The organism is Psychrobacter immobilis (genome assembly GCF_904846185.1).
In the GTDB taxonomy this organism is placed as follows: Bacteria; Pseudomonadota; Gammaproteobacteria; order Pseudomonadales; family Moraxellaceae; genus Psychrobacter; species Psychrobacter immobilis_B.
In genome coordinates this window covers 11,601-32,799 of record NZ_CAJGZQ010000029.1, presented here as the reverse complement: position 1 = coordinate 32,799, position 21,199 = coordinate 11,601, and the positions used below count along the sequence as shown (strand labels likewise).

Here is a 21,199-nt window from a genome sequence, read left to right as displayed (position 1 = left end):
TATTAGCTTTAAATGTCCAAAAATCATGGGTAAGGACAGAGTGGCGTCAAATGCATGACATTTGACTGCCCTCTATCGTAACAGATGTAATTAAATGTTGCTAGCCTGTAAATGTACCAGATAAACGCTGCCAATGTTGGTCTTCTTGCGCTGTAAAAGCATGCTTTGCATCAAGCGCAAAATAAGGTTGATAAGCCGCCGTTACCTGTTCGGTTTGTGACTCTATTAGACCGGCCAAGACAATGCGACCTTTTGGTGCGATTAAGGTGGCGAAGTAAGGCGCTAAGCCAATGAGCGGCTTGGCTAGAATGTTTGCAACGATTACGTCTACAGGTAACACATCATTTTGTGCACAGTAGTCAGTGAAGTCTTCTGGTAAAAACGCTTGCAGGCGATCCCCAACGTGATTGCGTGCGGCATTTTGATTGGTTGCCAGCACTGCTTGTGGGTCGATATCGACAGCATACACGTGGCGTGCACCTAATAACAAAGCAGCGATGCCTAAAATACCTGAACCGCAACCATAATCAATCACCACTTTGTCTTTTAGATCTTGTTCTGTTAACCAGTCAAGACATAAGCGGGTAGTGGCATGATAGCCTGTACCAAAAGCTAGGCCCGGGTCCATAATAATATTAGTCGCCTCAGGATTGGGCGGCGTCAGCCAGTTGGGTACAATCCATAAATTATTGGCACATTCGATAGGATGGTAATTGCTCATCCATTCGCGCTCCCAGTCTTTATCATCGACAGCCGTGAGCCAGATACGGGTGGCTTGCACTTGTGCTGCGATTTCATGACTGAGCTGCTCGACTGCCTGACGACTGCCAGCATCGGTGGTCGCATCAAATAGCCCCGTCAAGATAACTTCATCCCATAGCGGTGATTCACCAGGTAAGGGCTCAAATAGAGGTTGGTCACCTGCGTCGTCTAAGGCGATTGATAATGCACCTGCTTCTAGGAGCAGTGCCTCAGCCAAATCGACGTTTGCTTTTTCACATTGTAAATGCAGTTGTTGCCATGCCATAACGATAACCTTAATTAAGAATAAATGTATATTTTGGATAAGTGATGCGTATGCATAATATAAAAAGTGAATAGAGACCAAATGATAAACTTGGTCTCTATTCACTTCGGTATGTCTTGATATTAGCGTAAGGCTTGCTTCGCTTCACTGATGACGCGAGCGTTGCCTTGGGCTTGTCCTGATTGCAAAATAATTTGCCACAGCGCGCGGCGACGACTGGTATCTTGAGAAACACTCAGACCACGGCGTGCCATGGCTTCTGCCTTGCGCGGCTGGTTCTTTTTCAATGCCACTTGTGCCAAATAGAAATACACCGCAGAAGATTTAGGTGCTAGGCGCTGAGCACGGGTAAAGCTGTTTTCAGCATTGGTCAGTTTGCCAGCTTTTAGTTGACTGATACCTGCTTGCATCAAATTGCGAAATGCTGGCAAGTTACTATTGTTAGTGGTAGCTTGCTGTGTCCGTTGCTGCGAGTTTTTTCTTGCCTGTTCTAGCAATTCGTTGTGTGACGGTGCTGACGGCTCAGAGATGATGTAGTCATCACGCGAAGGGATGATAATAACTGGATCAGGTTGGGTCAACACAGGATTAGATGGTGTAAATACAGGTGTCTCTTGAGTCAACGGATTGGTTGATTCGGCTGGTTCATAGGAATTATAAGGCTCAATGGGGTAGTCGTCCTCGTCCTCTGTTCTGACAATGGGCGCTTGCGTCACAGTCGCTATGGGGGCTTTAGCTGTTTGCGATGATGGCAGCGTTTGAGTCGGTACCGTTTTGATCGCGGTAGATGCAGTCGGCGCAGTCTGGCAAGCGCTCAAACTCAACATGCCAGCTAGAGCACTGACTGCCAGCATCGTATTGGCTGGCTTGATTTTGATAGACCGCGTTATGACGGCTGACCTAGCTGATACAGTTTGCTTGAGAGATAACATTAAGTTGAGACCTTTTTAAGTTTCACAAATAACTTTAGAACCATTCAACGGCACGATCATACCAAGTATCGGCACGACTTTCTGCATCATTACCATTTGACCCATCACTGTTTTCTTGGTTGTCGCTATCAACAGCTTCGCCATTTGGAATCTCTAAACCTTCACTACGGCGCTGCTGGTTTTGTTCACGAGCACGATCTTGTTGATATAAGCCGACAGCGCAACTGCTGGCTTCTTCTGGTAAATATGCCGACAAGACAGGCAGATAGCGTGCATCTGCACAGCGCTCATTAGACAGCTTGCCTGAGTTGTTCTCTAACCACAACCATTCAATACCTTCAGGCTCTGGTAGAGCCACAGGCGTCAGCTTCAAGCGATTCATATAGTCAACCCAAACTGGCAATGCGCCAGTACCGCCGCTTAAGCCAATTGGCTTGTTATCATCACGGCCAACCCAAACCACACTGACATAGTTGCCACTGTAGCCTGCAAACCAAGCATCGCGGTAATCATTTGTGGTTCCTGTTTTGCCAGCAAGATTTAGATTGCTACCAAGTGATTGCACGCGTTTGGCAGTACCGTTTTTGACCACATCTTGTAAAGCATAGTTAATTAAGAAATTGGTCTCAGGCGGAATACTACGCTGAGTGTTGAGTCCAGTACGTTGTAAAATACGACCACGGTCATCAATGACGGTGCGAATACTATGGATAGGCGTACGGAAGCCGCCAGTTGCAAATACTTGATAGACACCAAGCATGTCCATTGGGCTAAGATTAACAGAACCTAACAGTGCTGATGGATAAGGTGGTATTTTTTCTTTGATTCCCATGCGCTGTAACTGCTTGGCAAAGGTATCGACCCCAAACTCCATACCCAAGCGTACCGCCGCTTGGTTATAAGACTTTGATAAAGCGGTGGTAAATGGCACATAACCATGGTCACGATTGTCATAGTTCTTGGGGTTCCATTTAGTACCATCGCTTAGATTCACGGTAATCGGTGAGTCATCGACTGAGCTTGCAAGATTATAGCGCCCACTTTCAAGCGCTGTCATATAAATAATAGGCTTCAATAACGAACCCACTTGGCGCTTGGCATCGACCGCACGGTTAAAGCCGGTAAATTCACTGCCACTACCCACCACAGAGACCAACTCACCAGTCTCAGGATTGGCACTCACTAAGGCACCTTGCAAGTCTTTAGTTTTGCTGCTGTTACGACGCAGCTCACCCAATTTTCTATCAACTGCTTTGTCTGCGGCTAATTGTGCAATAGGGTCTAAAGTACTGATAATGATAAGACCTTCATTCTTGAGATCATCAGAATAGTACACGGTGTTCAGCTCGCGCTTGACGATATCCAAAAAGTCAGGAAATTGACTTTTGCCTTCGACAGGTTTGTCCACGACACCAAGTGGCTGCTTTAGCGCTTTTTCATAGTCTTCTTGACTGAGTGAGCCAACGGCCAGCATATTGCCCAGCACGACGTCACGGCGCGCTTTTGAGTCGTTTGGATGGCGACGTGGGTTGTAGATACTCGGGCCTTTTGCCATACCGACTAACAGGGCTTGCTGATCCAAGCGCAGCTCATTCAGTGGTTTATCAAAGTAAAACTGTGATGCCAAGCCAAAACCATTAATAGAGCGGTTGCCGTTTTGACCCAAATAAATCTCATTGAGGTACGTTTGTAGAATTTCATCTTTGCTATAATGTAGCTCGAGCAATACTGCCATTAACGCTTCGTTGGCTTTGCGCTTCAGCGTACGGTCTGAATTGAGATAGAAGTTTTTAATCAGCTGCTGAGTGATGGTCGAGCCGCCTTGTCTAGAGCCACCAGAGAAGTTGTTCAGTACGGCACGTGCAATGCCTCGTATAGAGACGCCTTTGTGCTCATAAAACGCACGGTCTTCCGTGGCTATTAACGCATCAATGAGAGATTGTGGCACTTCATCTAACGAGACGACTAAACGATCTTCATTACTGTCAGGATAAATACCACCGATACTCACCGGCTCTAAGCGAATGATGCCGCTTTTGGCAGGCAAAGTGCTTTGTACGGACTCAATCTTATTACCAGCAATGGTCATTTTTATGACTTGCTCTTTATCCACATCGTTGGCGCTATAAGTAAAACCGCGAGTATGAATAAAGTAGGTATTACCTGATCTATGATAGGTTCCCGTGCGATCATAAGCTTTGTTGCTTTGATAGTTCAGCAACTCCAGCCATGTCTTCATCGTATCTTTGTCGACACTCGCGCCTTGATACAATTCAAGCGGCTGCGAATACACTTTAGCAGGAATATCCCAGCGCTTACCCTCAAACTTATGAGTAATGGTGCGATCAAGTTTGATTAAATATAGCGCCAAGAGCACCATGCCAGCAATAATGACAATTAAGATAAGACTACTAAATACCAACCCACGCTGCTGTGAAGGGAGCGTGTGGTTAACAGATTTAGAGGACTGTGTTAACTTGGTATTTGGTAACTTGGAATTGGATGTTTGCACTGATGTCGCACCATTTTGGTATAAAAAACTGCCTCATAATGACGCAAATTGACAAATTTTTCAATCTATCATCGTCAACGCAGGCATTCATTGATTTTAAGCTGTGCGTGGTTATGCTCTTCACAGCGCTTGCTTATAGTATAATCTATGTTAAAACACGGTCATTGCTAACAAAGCATTAAAAGCTTTAGAGTGGCAGTATCATTGTTATATAAGTGTCATATTAGCTTCATGTCACCATGTCACATAGTCATGCACGATAGCAGTTTAGAGATGCGTCAACGATGTGTTTTTTATGAATTAACCGCTACTGTTTGTTATTGTTTTATTTTTTGTGAGCCGTGCTGAGAGTTATTTAAAATAGCTGTTTTAGATAGGTCTTCTGCATAGGCGTTGAGTCTCGTTAATGATAGTAAGTTTACTTAAAGCGAATAAGGTTCGAGCAAACCTGTCTAAAGGAAGTAAGCGCGATTATGTCCAATGTCCCATCATCAATGGCATCGACCACCAGCCAGCATTATGAAGATAACTCTATCATCGAAGGTTTAGTACTGCCACTCGCAGGTCACTGTTTCCATTGCGGTGATCCTGTACCGCAGCCGCCTTTCCATGCCAAGATATTGTGCAAGCCGCGTGAGATGTGCTGTATGGGCTGTCAGTTAGCCTCTCAAAGCATCGTAGAGGCAGGGCTTGAGCAGTATTACTTGGACCGCTCAGAGATTAATCGTACGGCAAGTCTACCGACGCAGTTGACTCGCCTTGAGGCGTATGACCATGACGAGATCAAATCACAATTCGTCTATGCTCAAGACGGACTGTCGGTTGCAGAACTGTCCGTCAATAACCTACGCTGCGCGGCATGTACTTGGCTAATTGAGTCGCGTCTCGACGAGTTAGAGGGCATCAGTAAATGTCAGGTGAATTTGACCAATCAGCGTATGCGAGTGATATGGAACGAGGATAAGCTGCCGATTAGCCGTATTCTTGCCACCATTAATGAAATAGGCTACGAGGCCAAGCCTTATCGTCAAGATACGCATGAGGCGATGCTGGCGCGTCATAACAACCAAATGCTGATACGTCTTGGCATTGCCGCGTTGGGCTCGATGCAAGCGATGATGTATGCCGTTGCCATCTATTTTGGTGAATACAGCGATATGCTAATATTTCAGCGCGATTTTTTGCGCTGGGTGTCTTTATTTGTCAGTACGCCCGTTTTCTTCTATGCGGGTATCCCGTTCTTTACCTCAGCGTGGTCGGCGATTCGTGCCCGTCAAGTTAATATGGATGTACCCGTCAGTATCGCGCTGATTGTGACTTTTTTCGCGAGCCTATATGCCACCATCACTGGGCAAGGGGAAACCTATTACGATTCGGTCAGTATGTTTATTTTCTTTTTACTGGCAGGGCGTTACATTGAGCATAATGCACGCCTAAAAGCCGCCACCATGGCCAATGACTTGGTCGTGGTTGAGCCAGTACTGGTACAAAAAATTTCGGAAGATAAAGAAGCCGCCGCGCTTATATTACAGCAGTTAAAGAAAAATGAGCTCGAGAAAACAGCTGTAAATGAAGACGTGAGTAATCAAGTCAGTAATTTGGATACAAATGAGGCGAGCACATCAGCCAATCCAACGCCTAATTTTATGCAAAGCATGGATGCCAATGTTCATCAGCTCACATCAAAAATTGCACAAGACTGGCAACGCGCACGTACTAAACAATCAGCCATATCAACAACAGCAGGTGAGGCAAAAGAAAAACAAATGGTCACCGCCCATAGTTTGCAAGTGGGTGATATCATTTTAGTTGAGGCTGGCTCTGAAATCATCAGCGATGGTATTTTGCTGAGTCAGACTGCTACCGTGTCGCAAAGCCTGTTGACGGGTGAGGGCGACTTGATTATCAAGAGCCAAGGTGACTATATCGTCGGCGGTGCACAAAACGATAGCCAACCGTTTGAGATGCTGGTCACAGCATTGCCAGCAGACAGCCAAATTGGCTTGATTGATCGGCTGATGAACCGTGCCATGAGTGAAAAGCCCAAACTGGCGCAGCAGGCCGATAAGCTGGCACGATGGTTTGTTGCGCGTATTTTGGTCTTGTCTGTCTTGGTATTCATTGGCTGGTATATCGTTGACCCAAGCCAAGCGATTTGGGCTACGGTCGCGGTATTGGTCGCGACTTGCCCTTGTGCGCTGTCTTTAGCGACGCCGATTGCGCTGACGGTCGCGACCAATAGACTGGCAAGCTATGGCTTTTTGACGACGCGTGGACATACGCTACAAACGCTCGCTGAAATCACTCATGTCGCCTTTGATAAAACAGGTACTCTCACTTATGGTAAGCCTAATTTATTAAATATTGAGCTGCTTAAAGACAATGATATTGCAACGGCTACAGATGAGCAAAAAGATACGCTATTAGCCATCGCTGCGGCTCTAGAAGTAGGGAGCCGTCATCCGATTGCTCATGCACTATTGACTGCTGCCTATCAGTTGCATTTGCCATCGACGCAGGCCTTACAGCATTATCCAGCAGGCGGTGTCGAGGCAATGATTGATGGCGTATTATATCGAATTGGTCATGTGGATTTTGCGTTGAATGATGCCAATAATGATATGGTCATTGATTTAGTAGCACAACGCGCTAGCTCAGCGGTGGTTTTATCTTGTCAACAAAATGACTCGGTCACTTGGCAAGCGCTGGCATGCTTCTATTTCAATGATAAGGTGCGTGATAGTGCCAAAGCCATGCTTGATAAGCTTAAAGAGTTGGGTATTGAGACAGTTATGTTGACTGGTGACCCAAGCCCGCAAGCGCTGGTGTTGGCTGAAAGTTTAGGGATGCATTCTGCTTACAATGGTCTGTCGCCAACGGACAAGGTCACTCACATTCAAAAGCTACAGGCGGAAGGTGGCGTAGTGTTGATGGTGGGAGACGGTATCAATGATGCGCCAGTGCTAGCAGCAGCAGATGTCTCAACTTCTATTGCGGGGGCGGCAGATTTGGCACAAGTATCGAGTGACAGTATTATATTAAATGGTCAAATCGACGCTATTACTGCGGCTAAGCGTATCTCTGATAAAACGGAACGTATTATCAAACAAAACTTCCGCTGGGCACTGATTTATAATGGCAGTGTGCTAATACCAGCGGCGTTAGGCTATGTGCCACCTTGGCTGGCTGCTATTGGTATGTCACTAAGTTCGTTGTTTGTGGTCTTAAATGCGCTGCGCTTAAAACGCGCTTGATACCCATTCAAAAAAACGGTTAGCTGCGTCAAACTCACTTAGCCTACTAATGTAGTAATGAAACTCATCTTCCTTGCTGCTCACATTTTTCCAGATATGATGTCTATCATAAATATTTAACTTTACCCATAAAAAAACCGCCTTTAACTATATGAATAGCCAAGGCGGTTTTTTATTTAAATGAAGATTAGCTGGTTTTTAGATTAGTCTTGCAAGTAGCTAAGCAAACGCATAAATTCAATGTACATCCATACGAGCGTGGCAAGTATACCAATACTGAATAACCATTCGTAGTCTTCAGAGACACCCATCGCCACACCGCGATCGATATTATCAAAGTCTAGTAAAAGCGTAAAAGAGGCGATAATAATAACAAACAGGCTAAAGCCGATAGCGATAGCACCACCTTCAAATAAGAACGGTAAGCTTGAGCCAAACGCTAAAGAAAGTACCCATTGCGCCACATAAACCAGCATAATTGCAATCAATGCTGAAGTCACAATTGAGCGGAACTTTTCAGTCACTTTGACCAGACCTGAGCGATATAGCCCTAGCATAACGGCTGCCGTCACAAAAGTGGCACACATAGCGGTCACTGGTACACTCGGATACATCCGCATAAAGAACAGCGAGATGCCGCCTAAAAATATGCCTTCTAACAGTGCATAAGGCACCGCAAAGGTTTTGGCTTTGTGTGGTTTAAAAGTGATAAAAAGCGCGAGACCAAAAGCGGCAAACATACTACCGAAGGCAGCCATCGTAATAAAACCTTGCGACAAGCCTGCCATAAGGGCATAAAAGAAAAAGCCCACACCAGTGATCGCAGATAATCCAAGTAATAGACTGGTCTTTTGAATCACGCCCTTGACCGTCATTGGCTTACCGCCGATCGCAAGTTCTGCGCGACTGACAATAGGATTGGCCATAAAGTTGTCCTTAATAAAATATAAATAATAGTGATGCTAGCTACTTTAGCAAAACCGCCATTATTGTCAACTGTGTTTACGTGACAGCCATCAAGGCCTCAAGACCTTATAGAGCTATTATTAGTTGATGTATTTTGGCATATTGCCTAGCTAAACAAACACGTTTAAGAGTAACGTGCGATGGTTTTTATATGGGGTTGATTACGACAGTTAACAACGATAATTCATAAACATGCTAGTCTAAACGCTCGTTTATCGCTATCATTGGCGAGTACTTTACCGTTATGCCGAGTCGTTTTATGGAAAACTCAGCGCAATCCGCAAGATTGCCGCACTTACATGAATCAGAGCTGTTCCACGCTATCAAAAACCCTGCTTTTAGGCGTATTGGGCTTATGGGCCGCGCTGGTAAACGCAGTGTCACTCAAAGCTTGGTGCAAATTGCCCAGACTATCAATGAGATGAATCTCACATTGATTATGGATGTGCAAACGGCGAACTTGCCCACTTTGAACCTTACTGAGATTGAAAAGGTTAAAATCGTTAAGCGTAGTCTAATCGGCGAGATTTGTGATTTAGTCATCGTTGTTGGCGGTGATGGCTCGATATTGCACGCGGCTGAAGCGTTGGCACGCTACCGTGTACCCGTGCTCGGCGTCAACCGTGGTCGGCTTGGTTTCTTAGCGGATGTAAAACCTGATGAAGCGGCGTTTAAATTGCGCCAAGTATTGATGGGTGATTATCAGTTGGATCATCGGTTTTTATTGACGATGGAGATACGAGAAGGGCGCACTATCATTCATGAAGATATGGCGCTCAATGATATCGTATTGCATGCGGGAAAATCGGTACATATGATAGATTTTCAGATGAAAATCGATGGTCAAGATGTCTACCGTCAGCATAGTGATGGTTTGATTGCAGCAACGCCTACCGGTTCAACGGCTTATGCACTCTCTGGTGGCGGTCCCATTATTCACCCGAGTATGGATGCTATCTGTTTGGTGCCCATGCATCCCCATACGCTGTCTAGCAGACCGATTGTGGTGAGCGGTAATAGCGAAGTATGCATTCGCATTCACGAAGACAATCGCACTCAGCCGATGGTCAGTGCCGACGGTAAGCCAAGCGTGCCACTTGAGCAAGAGCAACGGCTCTATATTCGTAAGCATCCAGATAAGCTTACTTTATTGCACCCGCCAGGGTTTGATTTTTATGAAGCTTGTCGCACCAAATTGCACTGGAACGTCCATGCTGAGGAATTCAGTCTTGACGTGGATGATGATATTATGGACGACGAATAAGTGTCTCTTTTATATAATAACGTTATAAAAATATGTTATAAAAAATAGTGGTGGAGAGTAGATAGGATGGACAAGCAAACGATATTAGCAAGTTTAACGCCAGAAGTGGTGGATAAATTCCGCATGGCGATTGAGTTGGGTAAGTGGCCTGATGGTCGCAAGCTGACCGCTGAGCAGCGCGAGACCTGTATGCAAGCGGTGATGGTGTGGGAGCACGAGCATCTACCACCTGCTGAGCGCACAGGCTATATTCATAAGCCAGTCAAAGAAGATGGTTCTATCGTCGGGGCGGAATGTGATGTCGAGCATGAGCATCATTATCCAAACATGCCCAATCCGAAAGGCGCAGTCCAACCGGTTAAGTTTCGTGATAAATAGGCTGATGGCTAAGTTTTATGATAAAAAATGAAGCACATAAAAAAGGCCACGCTAATCAGCGTGGCCTTCTCTTATTTAATAATTTTTTAAAGCGCCGTCGTATCAACACTAGGGCGAACCGTTAATGGGTTTTTTTGCATCAAAAACCCTTGCCAGCCCCAATGTAAAAAATTGCGGATATTGGCATGGTCAGTACCGTTAGGAGTTGCTTGAACTTTGGCATAATGCTCGCCAAACAGTTTTAGCGTGTCCAATTGATTCAGACCATGGTGCTTGGCAAAGCCAAAAATTTTCGCACTACCTTCATTTTCACCAGCTGCATTGTGTACCATACCGTTCACAAACGGGGCAGGTGCGTAGCGATAAAAATCATCAATAAAACTGATGACATCATTGAATCCAATGGCTTTTTTATCCAAACCATTAAGTAGAGCCGATACATCTGATTGGCGGATACTCATAAATAAATGACCTCAGAGCAGATTAAAAAGTGAAAGTATGTAACTTAGCGATTGAAATAGTCTTCGTCATCAAATGAAGGCGCAAAATTGCCTTGCTCAAGATGCTGCATTTGCGACTGTACAGAACGCTCATGCTGAATACGTTGGTAAATCTCTTCGCGGTGTACGGCAATATCTTTCGGTGCATTAACACCGATACGTACTTGATTGCCTTTGACACCTAGGACAGTCACACTGACCTCATCACCAATCATTAGCGTTTCGCCCACGCGGCGTGTCAAAATTAACATGCGTCACACTCCTTATGTCGCATCAACAAATTATTACTCATCAGATTACTTCTCAATTGCAGGACATCACCGCAGTACTATAAAGGCAATGTATCAAACAACCACAATGCTTAATGTTGTACCAATAGCGGTAATGATAGGTAGATTCATTTAGCCCAAATGAAAGCCCCATTATAGGGGGCATAATAGAGACTGTCACGGGTTTTCACAAAACTATTGGGTAAATACTTACCTTAGCAATAATAAAAAATAAAAATAGGATCTAAAAAGACCCTATTTAATTTAATACATTGTTGAAAGTAATTGATACTGACTTAATGCATAACTGTTGATGCTAAATCGATTATTTTAAGCGTTTTAAAATAAGTTATAGCCCAGCGATTTTACTTTCGCCATCTTCACGATCCAGACCAAATGCGGTATGTAGTGATTTAACGGCTTTTTCTAAATACTGTTCTTGGATAAGGACAGACACTTTGATTTCGCTGGTTGATATCATTTGAATATTGATATTGTTTTCAGCAAGGGTTTGGAACATGAGGCTCGCAACACCAGCATGAGAGCGCATACCGACGCCGACTAAAGAGACTTTAACGACTTCATCATTAGCCAATATCTCTTTAGCACCGATCTCATCTTTGACTTCATTTTCCAGTACTTTCATGGTTTTGTCCATGTCAGTACGGTTGACAGTAAAAGTAAAGTCGGTGGTGCCATTGGTAGAGAGGTTTTGCACTATCATATCAATTTCAATATTGGCACGACCAATCGGGCTTAGGATAGCAGAGGCAATACCAGGATGATCAGGTACACCGCGCACGACTATTTTTGCTTCGTCTCGATTAAAAGCGATACCTGAGATGATTGCCTGTTCCATATTGTCTCCTTCGTCTATCGTAATTAGGGTGCCGACATTGTCTTGAAATTCTTGGTCGAAGCTACCATCGTTGTTTTCATCAAAGCTAGATAATACGCGCAGTGGTACACCATATTTACCGGCGAATTCTACCGAACGAATCTGTAAAATCTTAGAGCCAAGACTTGCCATCTCCAGCATTTCTTCAAAGGTGATTTTTTCAAGTTTTTTGGCTTTTGAGGTCACACGAGGGTCAGTGGTATAAACGCCATCAACATCGGTATAAATCTGACATTCATCAGCACCCAAGGCAGCAGCAATAGCGACACCTGTGGTATCAGAGCCGCCGCGCCCTAATGTGGTCGCATTGCCTTCGTCGTCAATACCTTGAAAGCCTGCGACGATGACGACATTGCCTGCATCGAGTTGCGCGCGGATATTTTTGTCATCGATGCTTTCGATACGGGCTTTATTGTGGGCATTGTCCGTTTTAATCGCTACTTGACGACCAGTAAATGAACGAGCGCCTACACCAAGCTCTTTAATCGCCATAGCAAGTAATGAAATCGATACTTGCTCACCGGTTGAGACCATTTGGTCGTATTCACGGGGGTCAGGCTGAGTGCTAATTTGGCGTGCTAGATCAATCAAACGGTTGGTTTCGCCGCTCATGGCAGAGACGACAACAACTATTTGATGACCGTTGTCATGCCAGCGTTTGACTCGTTTGGCGACGTTTTTGATGCGGTCGATACTGCCCATCGAGGTGCCGCCGTATTTCTGTACTATTAACGCCATAAAAATCTACCTATTATTCATTAATGGCCTTTTATTATCATCAATGAGAGCCAGTATGCGGATGTGACGCTCAATCAATGCTTGTATAGATAAAGCCGTATTATAAGAATTGCGCCCATGCTTTTCGTTTATGTATTCAGTAGTGCTGACTAGGTAATGCACGCACGATGCATATAAACGTTGACCTTTATATCATATCTACGTCACAACGTTAAGTGCCCGTAGCGCTTAGATACATGGCGATTGGTTATAACCGTTATAACCAATCGCGTATCTTATGCGTAGTAGACCCAAGTGATGCTATGTATTCATGTCTTTTTCAGTACTAGCTAAGCTGAGTTTCAATCCAAGCAGGTAGGGCGTTGATAACCGCGGTACTTTTGCCAGACTTTGGCGCGCCGCCTTGTGCGTAGTCTGGCTTACCACCACCTTTACCGCCCAGCTCACTTGCCAAATGACGAATGATATCACCAGCTTTTACTTTAGCGGTGACTGATTTTGCCACGCTTGCAGCTAGGGCTAACTGTTCGTCTTTATCACCAATTAATACAATCACGCTATCAGGAAGTTTAGATTTAATATCGTCCATCAGGGTACGGATTGATTTACCATCGACACCACTTAAGGTACTGATAAGCACGGGCGTGCCTGCGATGGTCTGTACTTCATCGAGTAAATTGGCTGCTTGGGCGCTGGCGATTTTTTGCTCTAAACGCTCTAGTTGTTTCTCAAGTTCGCGCTGCTTATCCGCCATGGTACGCACGCGCTGTGCCACCTCTGGACGTTTTACTTTTAGCTGACTGGCAAGCTCGCTCAGCTGTTGCTCACTTTGCTGAATGTTTTTAATTGCATTCATGCCAGTGACCGCTTCAATACGGCGGATGCCAGCAGCAATACCTGATTCGCTAGTAATTTTTAGCACACCGATATCACCAGTACGTTTAACGTGCAAACCACCACAAAGCTCAATAGAGAAGGGCTTGCGCTGACCATCGACGATACTCTCAGTGCCCATGGTTAAGACGCGAACGTCACTGCCATATTTTTCGCCAAACAATGCCATTGCACCTTGTTTCATCGCTTCGTCGATAGACATATTCTCGATGCGAGCAGGGGTGTTGGCTTGAATTTGCTCATTGACTAAGCGTTCGATACGCGTAATTTCAGCAGTGCTGACAGGCTGGTCATACGAAAAATCAAAACGTAAGACTTCGCTTGATACTAGCGAGCCTTTTTGTGTGACCGCGTCGCCCAATACTTCTCTTAATGCGGCATGCAATAGATGCGTGGCAGAGTGGTTTTTGGCACTGGCTGCGCGAATACTCGACAAGACTTGCGCATCAGCGGTCTGTTTGGTGTTAATGTCACCCATGGTCACGACACCATAATGGATGATGGCTTGACCAGATTTTTTGGTATCTTGCACTTCAAAAACGCCAGTCGCAGTGCGGATTTCGCCAAGCTCACCAACTTGACCACCACCTTCAGCATAAAATGGGGTGCGATCCAATACGACGACGCCTTCCATACCTTCGTTTAAGCTATCGGCTGGACTGCCATCTTGATACAGCGCATCAATCGTGACGCCTTCTTCTGCAAGCTGCTCATAACCGATAAAGGTCGTTGGGTTTTCTACTTGAATGACACTGCTATAATCAACGTCAAATTTGCCAGCATCACGAGCACGCTCACGTTGCGCTTGCATATGCTCATCAAATTCAGCTTCATCAATGACAATACCGCGCTCACGAGTGATATCCGCAGTCAAATCGATTGGGAAACCATAAGTATCGTACAGTTTAAATGCGGCTTCCCCAGATAGCGTGTCGCCATCTTTTAGACCTTCCAGTTCGCTGGCAAGTAAACGTAAGCCTTGTGCCAAAGTTTTGGCAAACTGTGCTTCTTCTTTTTGAATGGCATTTTCAATGACGCTTTGCTTATCTTTTAGCTCAGGATACGCCGTACCCATTTCAGCAACCAAGGGTGCGACCATTTTATAGAAAAACTCACTGTCAGCACCAAGTTTATTGCCATGACGCACCGCACGACGAATGATACGGCGCAGTACATAACCACGACCTTCGTTGCTTGGAGTAACGCCATCAGCAATCAAAAATGAAACGGCGCGAATATGGTCAGCGATGACTTTTAATGACGATTGTTGCTGGTTTTCAATCTCTAAAATCTCAGCCGCCGCATCCATCAAGTGTACAAACAAATCTATCTCGTAGTTGCCATGGACGCCTTGCATGATGGCGCTGATACGCTCAAGTCCCATGCCAGTATCTACGCTTGGCGCTGGTAGTGGTAGCATAGTGCCATCTTTTTGACGATTAAACTGCATAAACACGCAGTTCCAAATCTCGATATAACGGTCGCCATCTTCTTCAGGTGTGCCCGGTAGACCGCCTTCGATATCAGCACCATGGTCATAAAAGACTTCGGTACAAGGGCCGCAAGGGCCAGTGTCACCCATCGTCCAAAAGTTGTCTGAGGCGTAAGGCGCGCCTTTATTATCGCCAATACGGATAATGCGCTCGCTAGGAATACCGATGTCTTTATGCCAAATATCAAAGGCTTCGTCATCGGTCTCATAAATGGTCACATACAAGCGATTTTTATCAATCGCAAGCCATTCGTCCGAGGTTAAAAACTCCCAAATATAGCCAATACCGGCTTGCTTAAAATAATCGCCAAACGAGAAGTTGCCAAGCATTTCAAAGAACGTATGATGGCGCGCCGTATAACCGACATTATCCAAATCATTATGCTTGCCGCCAGCACGTACGCACTTCTGCGAGGTCACCGCACGGGTATAATCACGTGGCTCCATACCCAAAAACGTTTCTTTAAACTGATTCATACCGGCATTGGTAAATAGCAATGTCGGGTCATTGTGTGGAATCAAACTCGATGAGGCGACGGGGGTGTGCTGCTTGCTTATGAAAAAATCGATAAAAGCTTGACGAATATCGGCTGAGCGAAATGGCTGGCTCACAGCGGCTCCTTACTGGCGAATAGAATTGAGTAAAATAATTTTGCAAACGATTTTAGCACAAACGCCCAAGCTCTTGGTACAAGAGTTACAACGGCTAGGTTATTCTGCGCATGCAGATGCTCGATGGATTTGTAGCGCATCAAAGCCAGTTGGTCAAAAAAACTAATTGGTTAAAATCGCCGCATCAGTCTCGTCCAGTTTATCTTGACTCAATGGATTGGACTCAATGACTTGTACTGGCAAGTAGCGTAGCTGTAGCTTAATGGGTAGATACTCAGGGAAATTCTCTGCCATATCTTGAGCAATGACGGTTTCGATTTGCCGTACATCGTATGAAGTAGGCGTCGTCTCTCCGCGAATGACCGCACGTACGACTTTATTTTCTTCTGAGGTATCAAACTGAGTATTGGTCAGCACGTTGCCTTTGTCGATAAAGTAGCTATTGATGGCTTCTTTGACGCTACTCTCAAAAACCTGTTGTTTGGCATTGGTCTGTAGGTTGATGGTCAAATACGTCCCCAATCCACCTAACAATAATAACGTCACCGCATTACGGCGTAAAAAAGTCAAATAGGTGCTTGATTTATAATCGTCATCGACCAAACGGCGAAAGCCTAATAACCAGAGTACTAAAGCATTGGTAAACTGGATAGCAATAATATTGGTTAGCGCCAGTAGCAGTGCCCCAAGTCCAAGCTGCGTCTCGCCATTGGCAAATAATATCCCACTCGCGGCAAGAGGTGGCACCAATGCAGTGGCTACCGCCACGCCGACCACTGCCACTGATAGGTGCGGTGAAACCATCGCATAAGCACCAGCAGTACCACCCGCTAGAGCAATCATTAAATCCATCGAGGTTGGCTGAGTGCGCGATAATATCTCTGCGGTCAGTGGCTGATCTTTGTGTAACCAGCCGACGATAAAACCAACCAATACCACCAATGATACGCCGACGATAACCGTAATCAGTGATTTACGTAGCAATGGCATACGATGATCAATAATCGCTAACGCTATACCAGTAATGGGACCTAACATCATGGCAACCAACATGGCGCCAATGACGACGGCAGCTGAATTGGTCACTAGCCCATAACTGGCGATGATGGCAGAAAGTATATTCATAATGAAATACATTTTGCTAGGCAGAGCGTTGGCCTCGATTCTGACCCGTACTTCTGGATAGTCTACCTTTTGATTGCTAAATTGCTCGGCAACAAATTGCTTATAAGATTCGAGCTTGGCTTCCTTTTTTTCTTTAATCTCGTCTTCTAGTTCTTCCTGATTATCGACTTTATCTTTCACAGTATTTTTTACGACAGTGTCATTATTTTTCGGTGTGTCTGGATGTTTATCAATTGAGGACGGTTTTGTGTTGTCACTATTTGCCTTGCTTTCTTGCTGAGGGCTATCAGAGATAGGATAAGTGCCCTGTGCATCAGCGTGGGCAATACCATCTGCCTCTACCGTTACCTCAGCATCAGCATCAGCATCTTTTTGAGAAGTTTGCTCGGAAGCGCTATCTTCTTCTGCTTGAGCATGTTCTGCTGATACATTTTCTAGATTTTTATGATTGGGCGCTGTTGTCAATTTTAACGATTCATTGGATAGTGGTGTCTCAGGCTCAGTGATTTCACGTTTAGTTATTTCAGACTCATTGTCGGGCTTGGCGGTTTCTAACGTTGCCACTACCTCGTCAGCACCAATGGACTTTATCGCTATCGTTGTTTCAGGAGGCTGCGCACAAGCCATATCCTCGCCACAGTCATTGTCATCATGAGTCTCTGAGATTTTTGAAGACTCAGTATGTTCGACATTGCTATTTAGTACAGAGCTACCATCTGCGTCAGTTAGCACCACTTTTTTGTCTGGATAAATGGCCGTGCTTGAGGCATCTTTTATAACTGAATAATCATTAGAGGGTTTGTTTTCAGGTGAGGTCATGGCAGAGAGCTTTCTTAAAAAGTAAAAGAAAGACATTATTGTAATGATAAAGAGAGGACAACGTATGGTTTTTTTACGACTAAATAGAGCGCAGTGTCATTAAGTAGTAATACTTAAAATAGTAAAATTATGCATCATTAACTAACGATAATAAAAACCTTAACTTTAACAGGGTTTTTATGCTTAGTCACCTACTATAGCTGGCTCGCAGGTTTATAGGAAATACTTACTTTCTTTGTGGGTTTAGTGTATAAAGGTACTATATCCACAATAAAAATGAGGAATAAGTTATGAACTGGCCATTATTCTCTGTTATCTATTCAATCGCAGCAACCGTTACAATTGGCGTTTTTATGATTGGCGCTTTAGTCACAGGTTTTAATGAAATACCTCATATCCAAATAGCAGTAGCATTAGGCGTTTTGGTGTCTATCCCTGCAGGCATGTTTTTTACCAAAAAAGTTGGTAGCATCACTGGTAATGAAGAAGGCTATAAAGCATAAAAGCGAATAATGTTGTCAATTTAAATGAATAAGTCCGATTATCAGCCATAAAAAAAGACCTTGATAGCAAGGTCTTTTTTTTATTCATCGTTTATGACTTATTATTTAAGCTCAATTTATTTAAGCTCAACAGTCGCGCCATTTTCGATATTGGCATAAACCTCTAATACATCCCAGTTGGTCAAACGCACACAACCTGCAGAGGCTTGGCGACTGATGCCTTCAGGCTTTGGTGAACCATGAATACCATATGAAGGTTTAGACAAGCCCATCCATACGACGCCAACAGGGCTATTTGGTCCTGGTGGTAGCATATGTATTTGTTTGTCTGCGCCTTTACCAACGGTCGCTTTGTACCAAGGCATTTTTACCTTGTTAATGATTTTAAACGAACCTTGTGGCGATGGTGTGGCATCGCTACCGATTGTCGTTGGGTAAGTAGCCACCAGCTTATCGCCGTTATAAGCATATAATGTCTTATCGGCTTTATTGGCAACCACACGGTTAATGCGCTGCTTAAGTGGTGCACGGGTATTTAAAACAGTGATGGTTTCGCCCGCTTTATATTGCTTATTTTTGTTCAGCTTATCTAAATAACGCACATCCATATGGAAGCGCTCACCAAACATCTCTTTAATGTCTTGATAGTATAAGCCTTTCATTTTGGACTTAGCTTCTGAACCTGCAGGTGTGCTGGCAAAGTTGGTCTTAATATCATCTTCAGTGATGGTGTAGGTCACGAGCACTGGTTTATTCGCTGGGATATTTTTATTTAACGCATCCCACGTTTTTTGATCCATTTTACCTGTGGCTGGCAGACCTTTCATGGTTTGGAAGTTGATCAGGGCTTTTTTACTGTTCATGCCCCAACCACCATCGATGGCACCAGGAGAAGCATGGTTCCAATCAAGCAGTGCCTGCATTTTGATCGTCATTGCCGAGTTAACTTTCATACTCGGTGTCCATGTGGCACCGTTTACTTGTTTGGCATAATTCGACAAATTCAGCGTCGTATGTTTTTTACCATTAACATCTTCGATGCTTTTGATAGAAGTATCTGCTGGGCTAGCATCAGATATGGCTGCGGTAGGGGCAGCGACGGCTTGACCTTCACTAATATCGTCAGTGCTATCAGACTGCACATCTTTACGAGCCAGCTCTTCTACCGTCATATTATCAGCACTGACTGCTTGTTGCGCTGTCTCTACATCGACTTCCTGCTTTTCGTCAATCAGCTGAGTCATACGGTCAGGCGCATTAGGCTTTAAGGCAGGCGTGGCTACGACAGGAGCACGACCATCGATTGAGCTACTGCGATTCTCTTGTACATCAAGGCTAACTTTTTTGGCAATGCTAGGCATTGAGTCAGCGGTTCGTACTGGCAGGGTGCGCGTATTATCAGCAGGTGCGGCAACGGCGCTGGCACTGGCAGTAACGATAGCAATTGATATAGCGGTAATAAGAGGCTTCATTTTCATCATATTGGGATACTTATGGTTATAACTAATGGGGCTATTATGCGCATAATTTGAATGCTTCGCAAACTTTTGACACATCTTTTTTCATTAAAGTCTTGCCAAACGTCAACCGTTGACGTATTCACTACAGTTGGGCAATAACTGAGCGAGGGTATGCATAAGATGATGCGCTATTCTTACTTGCAGTCCTCATTATTCACGTTATTTTTGGAACCATTTTTATGAATATAAAACTGCAAAAATTGGCGCAACTTAGCGTTTATGTCTATAATGGTGGATAAATTTTTATTCAATAGATCGGCTTTTAATAAAAGGCGTTTTAACCCATCCGCATGTAGTCAGTGAACATGTAATCAGCAAGGTGCGATATGTCAGAAGACCAAACAATGAGCGCAGAAGAGTTTCAAAATCAATACTTCAATGACGATGGTCTAGAGAGTGAAATGGTGTTTGATTTGGAGAGTGGGATTCTGGGTGAAGACGATCAATTTGCCAATTTGCCTGCAGAATTAGAAGAGGCCCGCGAGCAATTGGTCAGTATTCGTGATTTTATTCGCTTTTCGGTCACCCAGCTTCGTAATTATGATGTGGTCGTTGCACAAGGCACCACCGATGAGTTTGCTGAAGCATCCGCCATTGTTTTGCATTCTCTGGCTTTAGACTGGTCAGCCAATGAGCAGATTCTCGATTGTCGCTTGACCACCTCAGAGAAGCAGTTGGTACTGAGTTTGTTAGAAGAGCGTATCGCTGAGCGTAAACCATTAAGCTATTTGATTAACTTATCATACTTCTGTGATTTGCCTTTTTATGTCGATGAGCGTGTACTAATTCCAAGATCGCCTATCGCAGAATTGATTCGTCAGCAGTTCCATCCATATTTTGATGTCAATGAGCTTGCCAAACCACTTGGTAAGAGCGTCAACGAGCAGGCTGCTGTATTTTATGATCACGGTTTAGAGGTCAAGCAGCTGTCGCAGCCTGAGCGTATTTTAGACTTATGCACTGGTTCTGGTTGTATTGCTATTGCGCTTGCGACGCGTTTCGTTGATGCGCTGGTTGATGCTGTTGATATCGATAAAAGTGCGCTTGAAGTAGCTATGGTTAACGTCGATCATCATGATCTTGGGCATCAGGTTAATGTGATTGAGTCCGATCTGTTTGCTAAGATTCCTGCTGAACACCAGTATGAGCTGATCGTCACCAATCCGCCGTATGTTGATGCGGCTATTATGGCAGAGCTGCCACCTGAATTTTTATATGAGCCAGAGCATGCGCTAGCCGCGGGTCAAGATGGGCTGGATTTGGTGCATCGTATTTTGTTTGAAGCGCCAGATTATCTAAGTCCAGAAGGCTTGCTTGTCTGCGAAGTGGGTGATAGTGAGTGGGCATTAAAGCAAGCCTATCCTGAAATCCAGTTTGACTGGTTGAAATTTGCCCACGGTGGTCACGGTGTCTTTGCGATTACCTATGATGAGCTCATGGCGCATCGTGAGCTGTTCAATGCTTACGTGCAACTGTTAGATAGCATTCAATAGAGC

14 protein-coding genes and 1 pseudogene are annotated in these 21,199 nt (G+C 44.6%); 5 read left to right on the top strand and 10 right to left on the bottom strand.

Annotation, left to right across the window (positions count from 1 at the left end; genetic code table 11):
* Nucleotides 1–100: 100 nt before the first annotated feature.
* The 3 genes from prmA to mrcB all read right to left on the bottom strand — a co-directional run bounded on the left by prmA (nt 101) and on the right by mrcB (nt 4,471).
* The gene (prmA, locus tag JMW94_RS13255; RefSeq protein WP_201501574.1) at nt 101–1,027 is read right to left on the bottom strand and encodes a 50S ribosomal protein L11 methyltransferase; all 927 of its coding nucleotides are present in this window, start codon (nt 1,025–1,027) and stop codon (nt 101–103) included.
* A gap of 122 nt (nt 1,028–1,149) precedes the next feature.
* Entirely contained in the window at nt 1,150–1,959 is an 810-nt protein-coding gene (locus JMW94_RS13250; RefSeq protein WP_201604726.1) for a tetratricopeptide repeat protein, read from the bottom strand.
* 34 nt (nt 1,960–1,993) lie between these two features.
* A complete protein-coding gene (gene mrcB, locus JMW94_RS13245) occupies nt 1,994–4,471 on the bottom strand; it encodes a penicillin-binding protein 1B (protein ID WP_201604725.1) in 2,478 nt (825 codons plus the stop codon).
* A 473-nt stretch (nt 4,472–4,944) separates the two neighbouring features.
* Between mrcB and JMW94_RS13240 the strand changes: the two genes are divergently transcribed.
* Nucleotides 4,945–7,725 (top strand): heavy metal translocating P-type ATPase, encoded by a 2,781-nt coding sequence (locus JMW94_RS13240; protein WP_201604724.1) that lies wholly within the window; start codon nt 4,945–4,947, stop codon nt 7,723–7,725.
* 203 nt (nt 7,726–7,928) lie between these two features.
* Here JMW94_RS13240 and JMW94_RS13235 read toward each other — a convergent pair whose 3' ends face one another.
* Nucleotides 7,929–8,651, bottom strand: a complete 723-nt coding sequence (locus JMW94_RS13235; protein ID WP_045445091.1) for a Bax inhibitor-1/YccA family membrane protein — start codon at nt 8,649–8,651, stop codon at nt 7,929–7,931.
* A gap of 299 nt (nt 8,652–8,950) precedes the next feature.
* Between JMW94_RS13235 and JMW94_RS13230 the strand changes: the two genes are divergently transcribed.
* Both JMW94_RS13230 and JMW94_RS13225 read left to right on the top strand, forming a co-directional pair.
* Nucleotides 8,951–9,955, top strand: a complete 1,005-nt coding sequence (locus JMW94_RS13230; protein WP_227675922.1) for an NAD(+) kinase — start codon at nt 8,951–8,953, stop codon at nt 9,953–9,955.
* Between the two features lie 66 nt (nt 9,956–10,021).
* Entirely contained in the window at nt 10,022–10,333 is a 312-nt protein-coding gene (locus tag JMW94_RS13225) for a YeaC family protein (protein WP_201604723.1), read from the top strand.
* 86 nt (nt 10,334–10,419) lie between these two features.
* Here the strand turns inward: JMW94_RS13225 and JMW94_RS13220 are convergent, their stop codons facing one another.
* The 5 genes and pseudogenes from JMW94_RS13220 to JMW94_RS13200 form a co-directional block, all read right to left on the bottom strand.
* Entirely contained in the window at nt 10,420–10,794 is a 375-nt protein-coding gene (locus tag JMW94_RS13220; RefSeq protein WP_045445094.1) for a HopJ type III effector protein, read from the bottom strand.
* 122 nt (nt 10,795–10,916) lie between these two features.
* Nucleotides 10,917–11,084 (bottom strand): annotated as a pseudogene (gene csrA / locus JMW94_RS13215) (carbon storage regulator CsrA); the annotation flags it as partial.
* Between the two features lie 367 nt (nt 11,085–11,451).
* On the bottom strand, nt 11,452–12,738 hold the full coding sequence (locus JMW94_RS13210; RefSeq protein WP_087814157.1) for an aspartate kinase: 1,287 nt from the start codon (nt 12,736–12,738) through the stop codon (nt 11,452–11,454).
* Between the two features lie 325 nt (nt 12,739–13,063).
* Nucleotides 13,064–15,736, bottom strand: coding sequence for an alanine--tRNA ligase (gene alaS, locus JMW94_RS13205; protein ID WP_201604722.1), 2,673 nt, complete (start codon nt 15,734–15,736; stop codon nt 13,064–13,066).
* Nucleotides 15,737–15,898: 162 nt separating this feature from the next.
* Nucleotides 15,899–17,680 carry a DUF389 domain-containing protein gene (locus JMW94_RS13200; protein ID WP_227685531.1) on the bottom strand — a complete coding sequence of 594 codons (1,782 nt, stop codon included), beginning with the start codon at nt 17,678–17,680 and terminating at the stop codon, nt 15,899–15,901.
* Nucleotides 17,681–17,970: 290 nt separating this feature from the next.
* On the opposite strand from JMW94_RS13200, the gene JMW94_RS13195 reads away from it, so the two are divergent.
* Complete coding sequence (locus tag JMW94_RS13195) at nt 17,971–18,183, top strand: hypothetical protein (RefSeq protein WP_087814154.1); 213 nt, start codon at nt 17,971–17,973, stop codon at nt 18,181–18,183.
* 116 nt (nt 18,184–18,299) lie between these two features.
* On the opposite strand, the gene JMW94_RS13190 is transcribed toward JMW94_RS13195, so the two are convergent.
* A complete protein-coding gene (locus tag JMW94_RS13190) occupies nt 18,300–19,739 on the bottom strand; it encodes a L,D-transpeptidase family protein (RefSeq protein WP_201604720.1) in 1,440 nt (479 codons plus the stop codon).
* 290 nt (nt 19,740–20,029) lie between these two features.
* Here JMW94_RS13190 and prmB point away from each other — a divergent pair, with 290 nt between their 5' ends.
* Entirely contained in the window at nt 20,030–21,196 is a 1,167-nt protein-coding gene (gene prmB / locus JMW94_RS13185) for a 50S ribosomal protein L3 N(5)-glutamine methyltransferase (RefSeq protein WP_201604719.1), read from the top strand.
* Nucleotides 21,197–21,199: the final 3 nt, after the last annotated feature.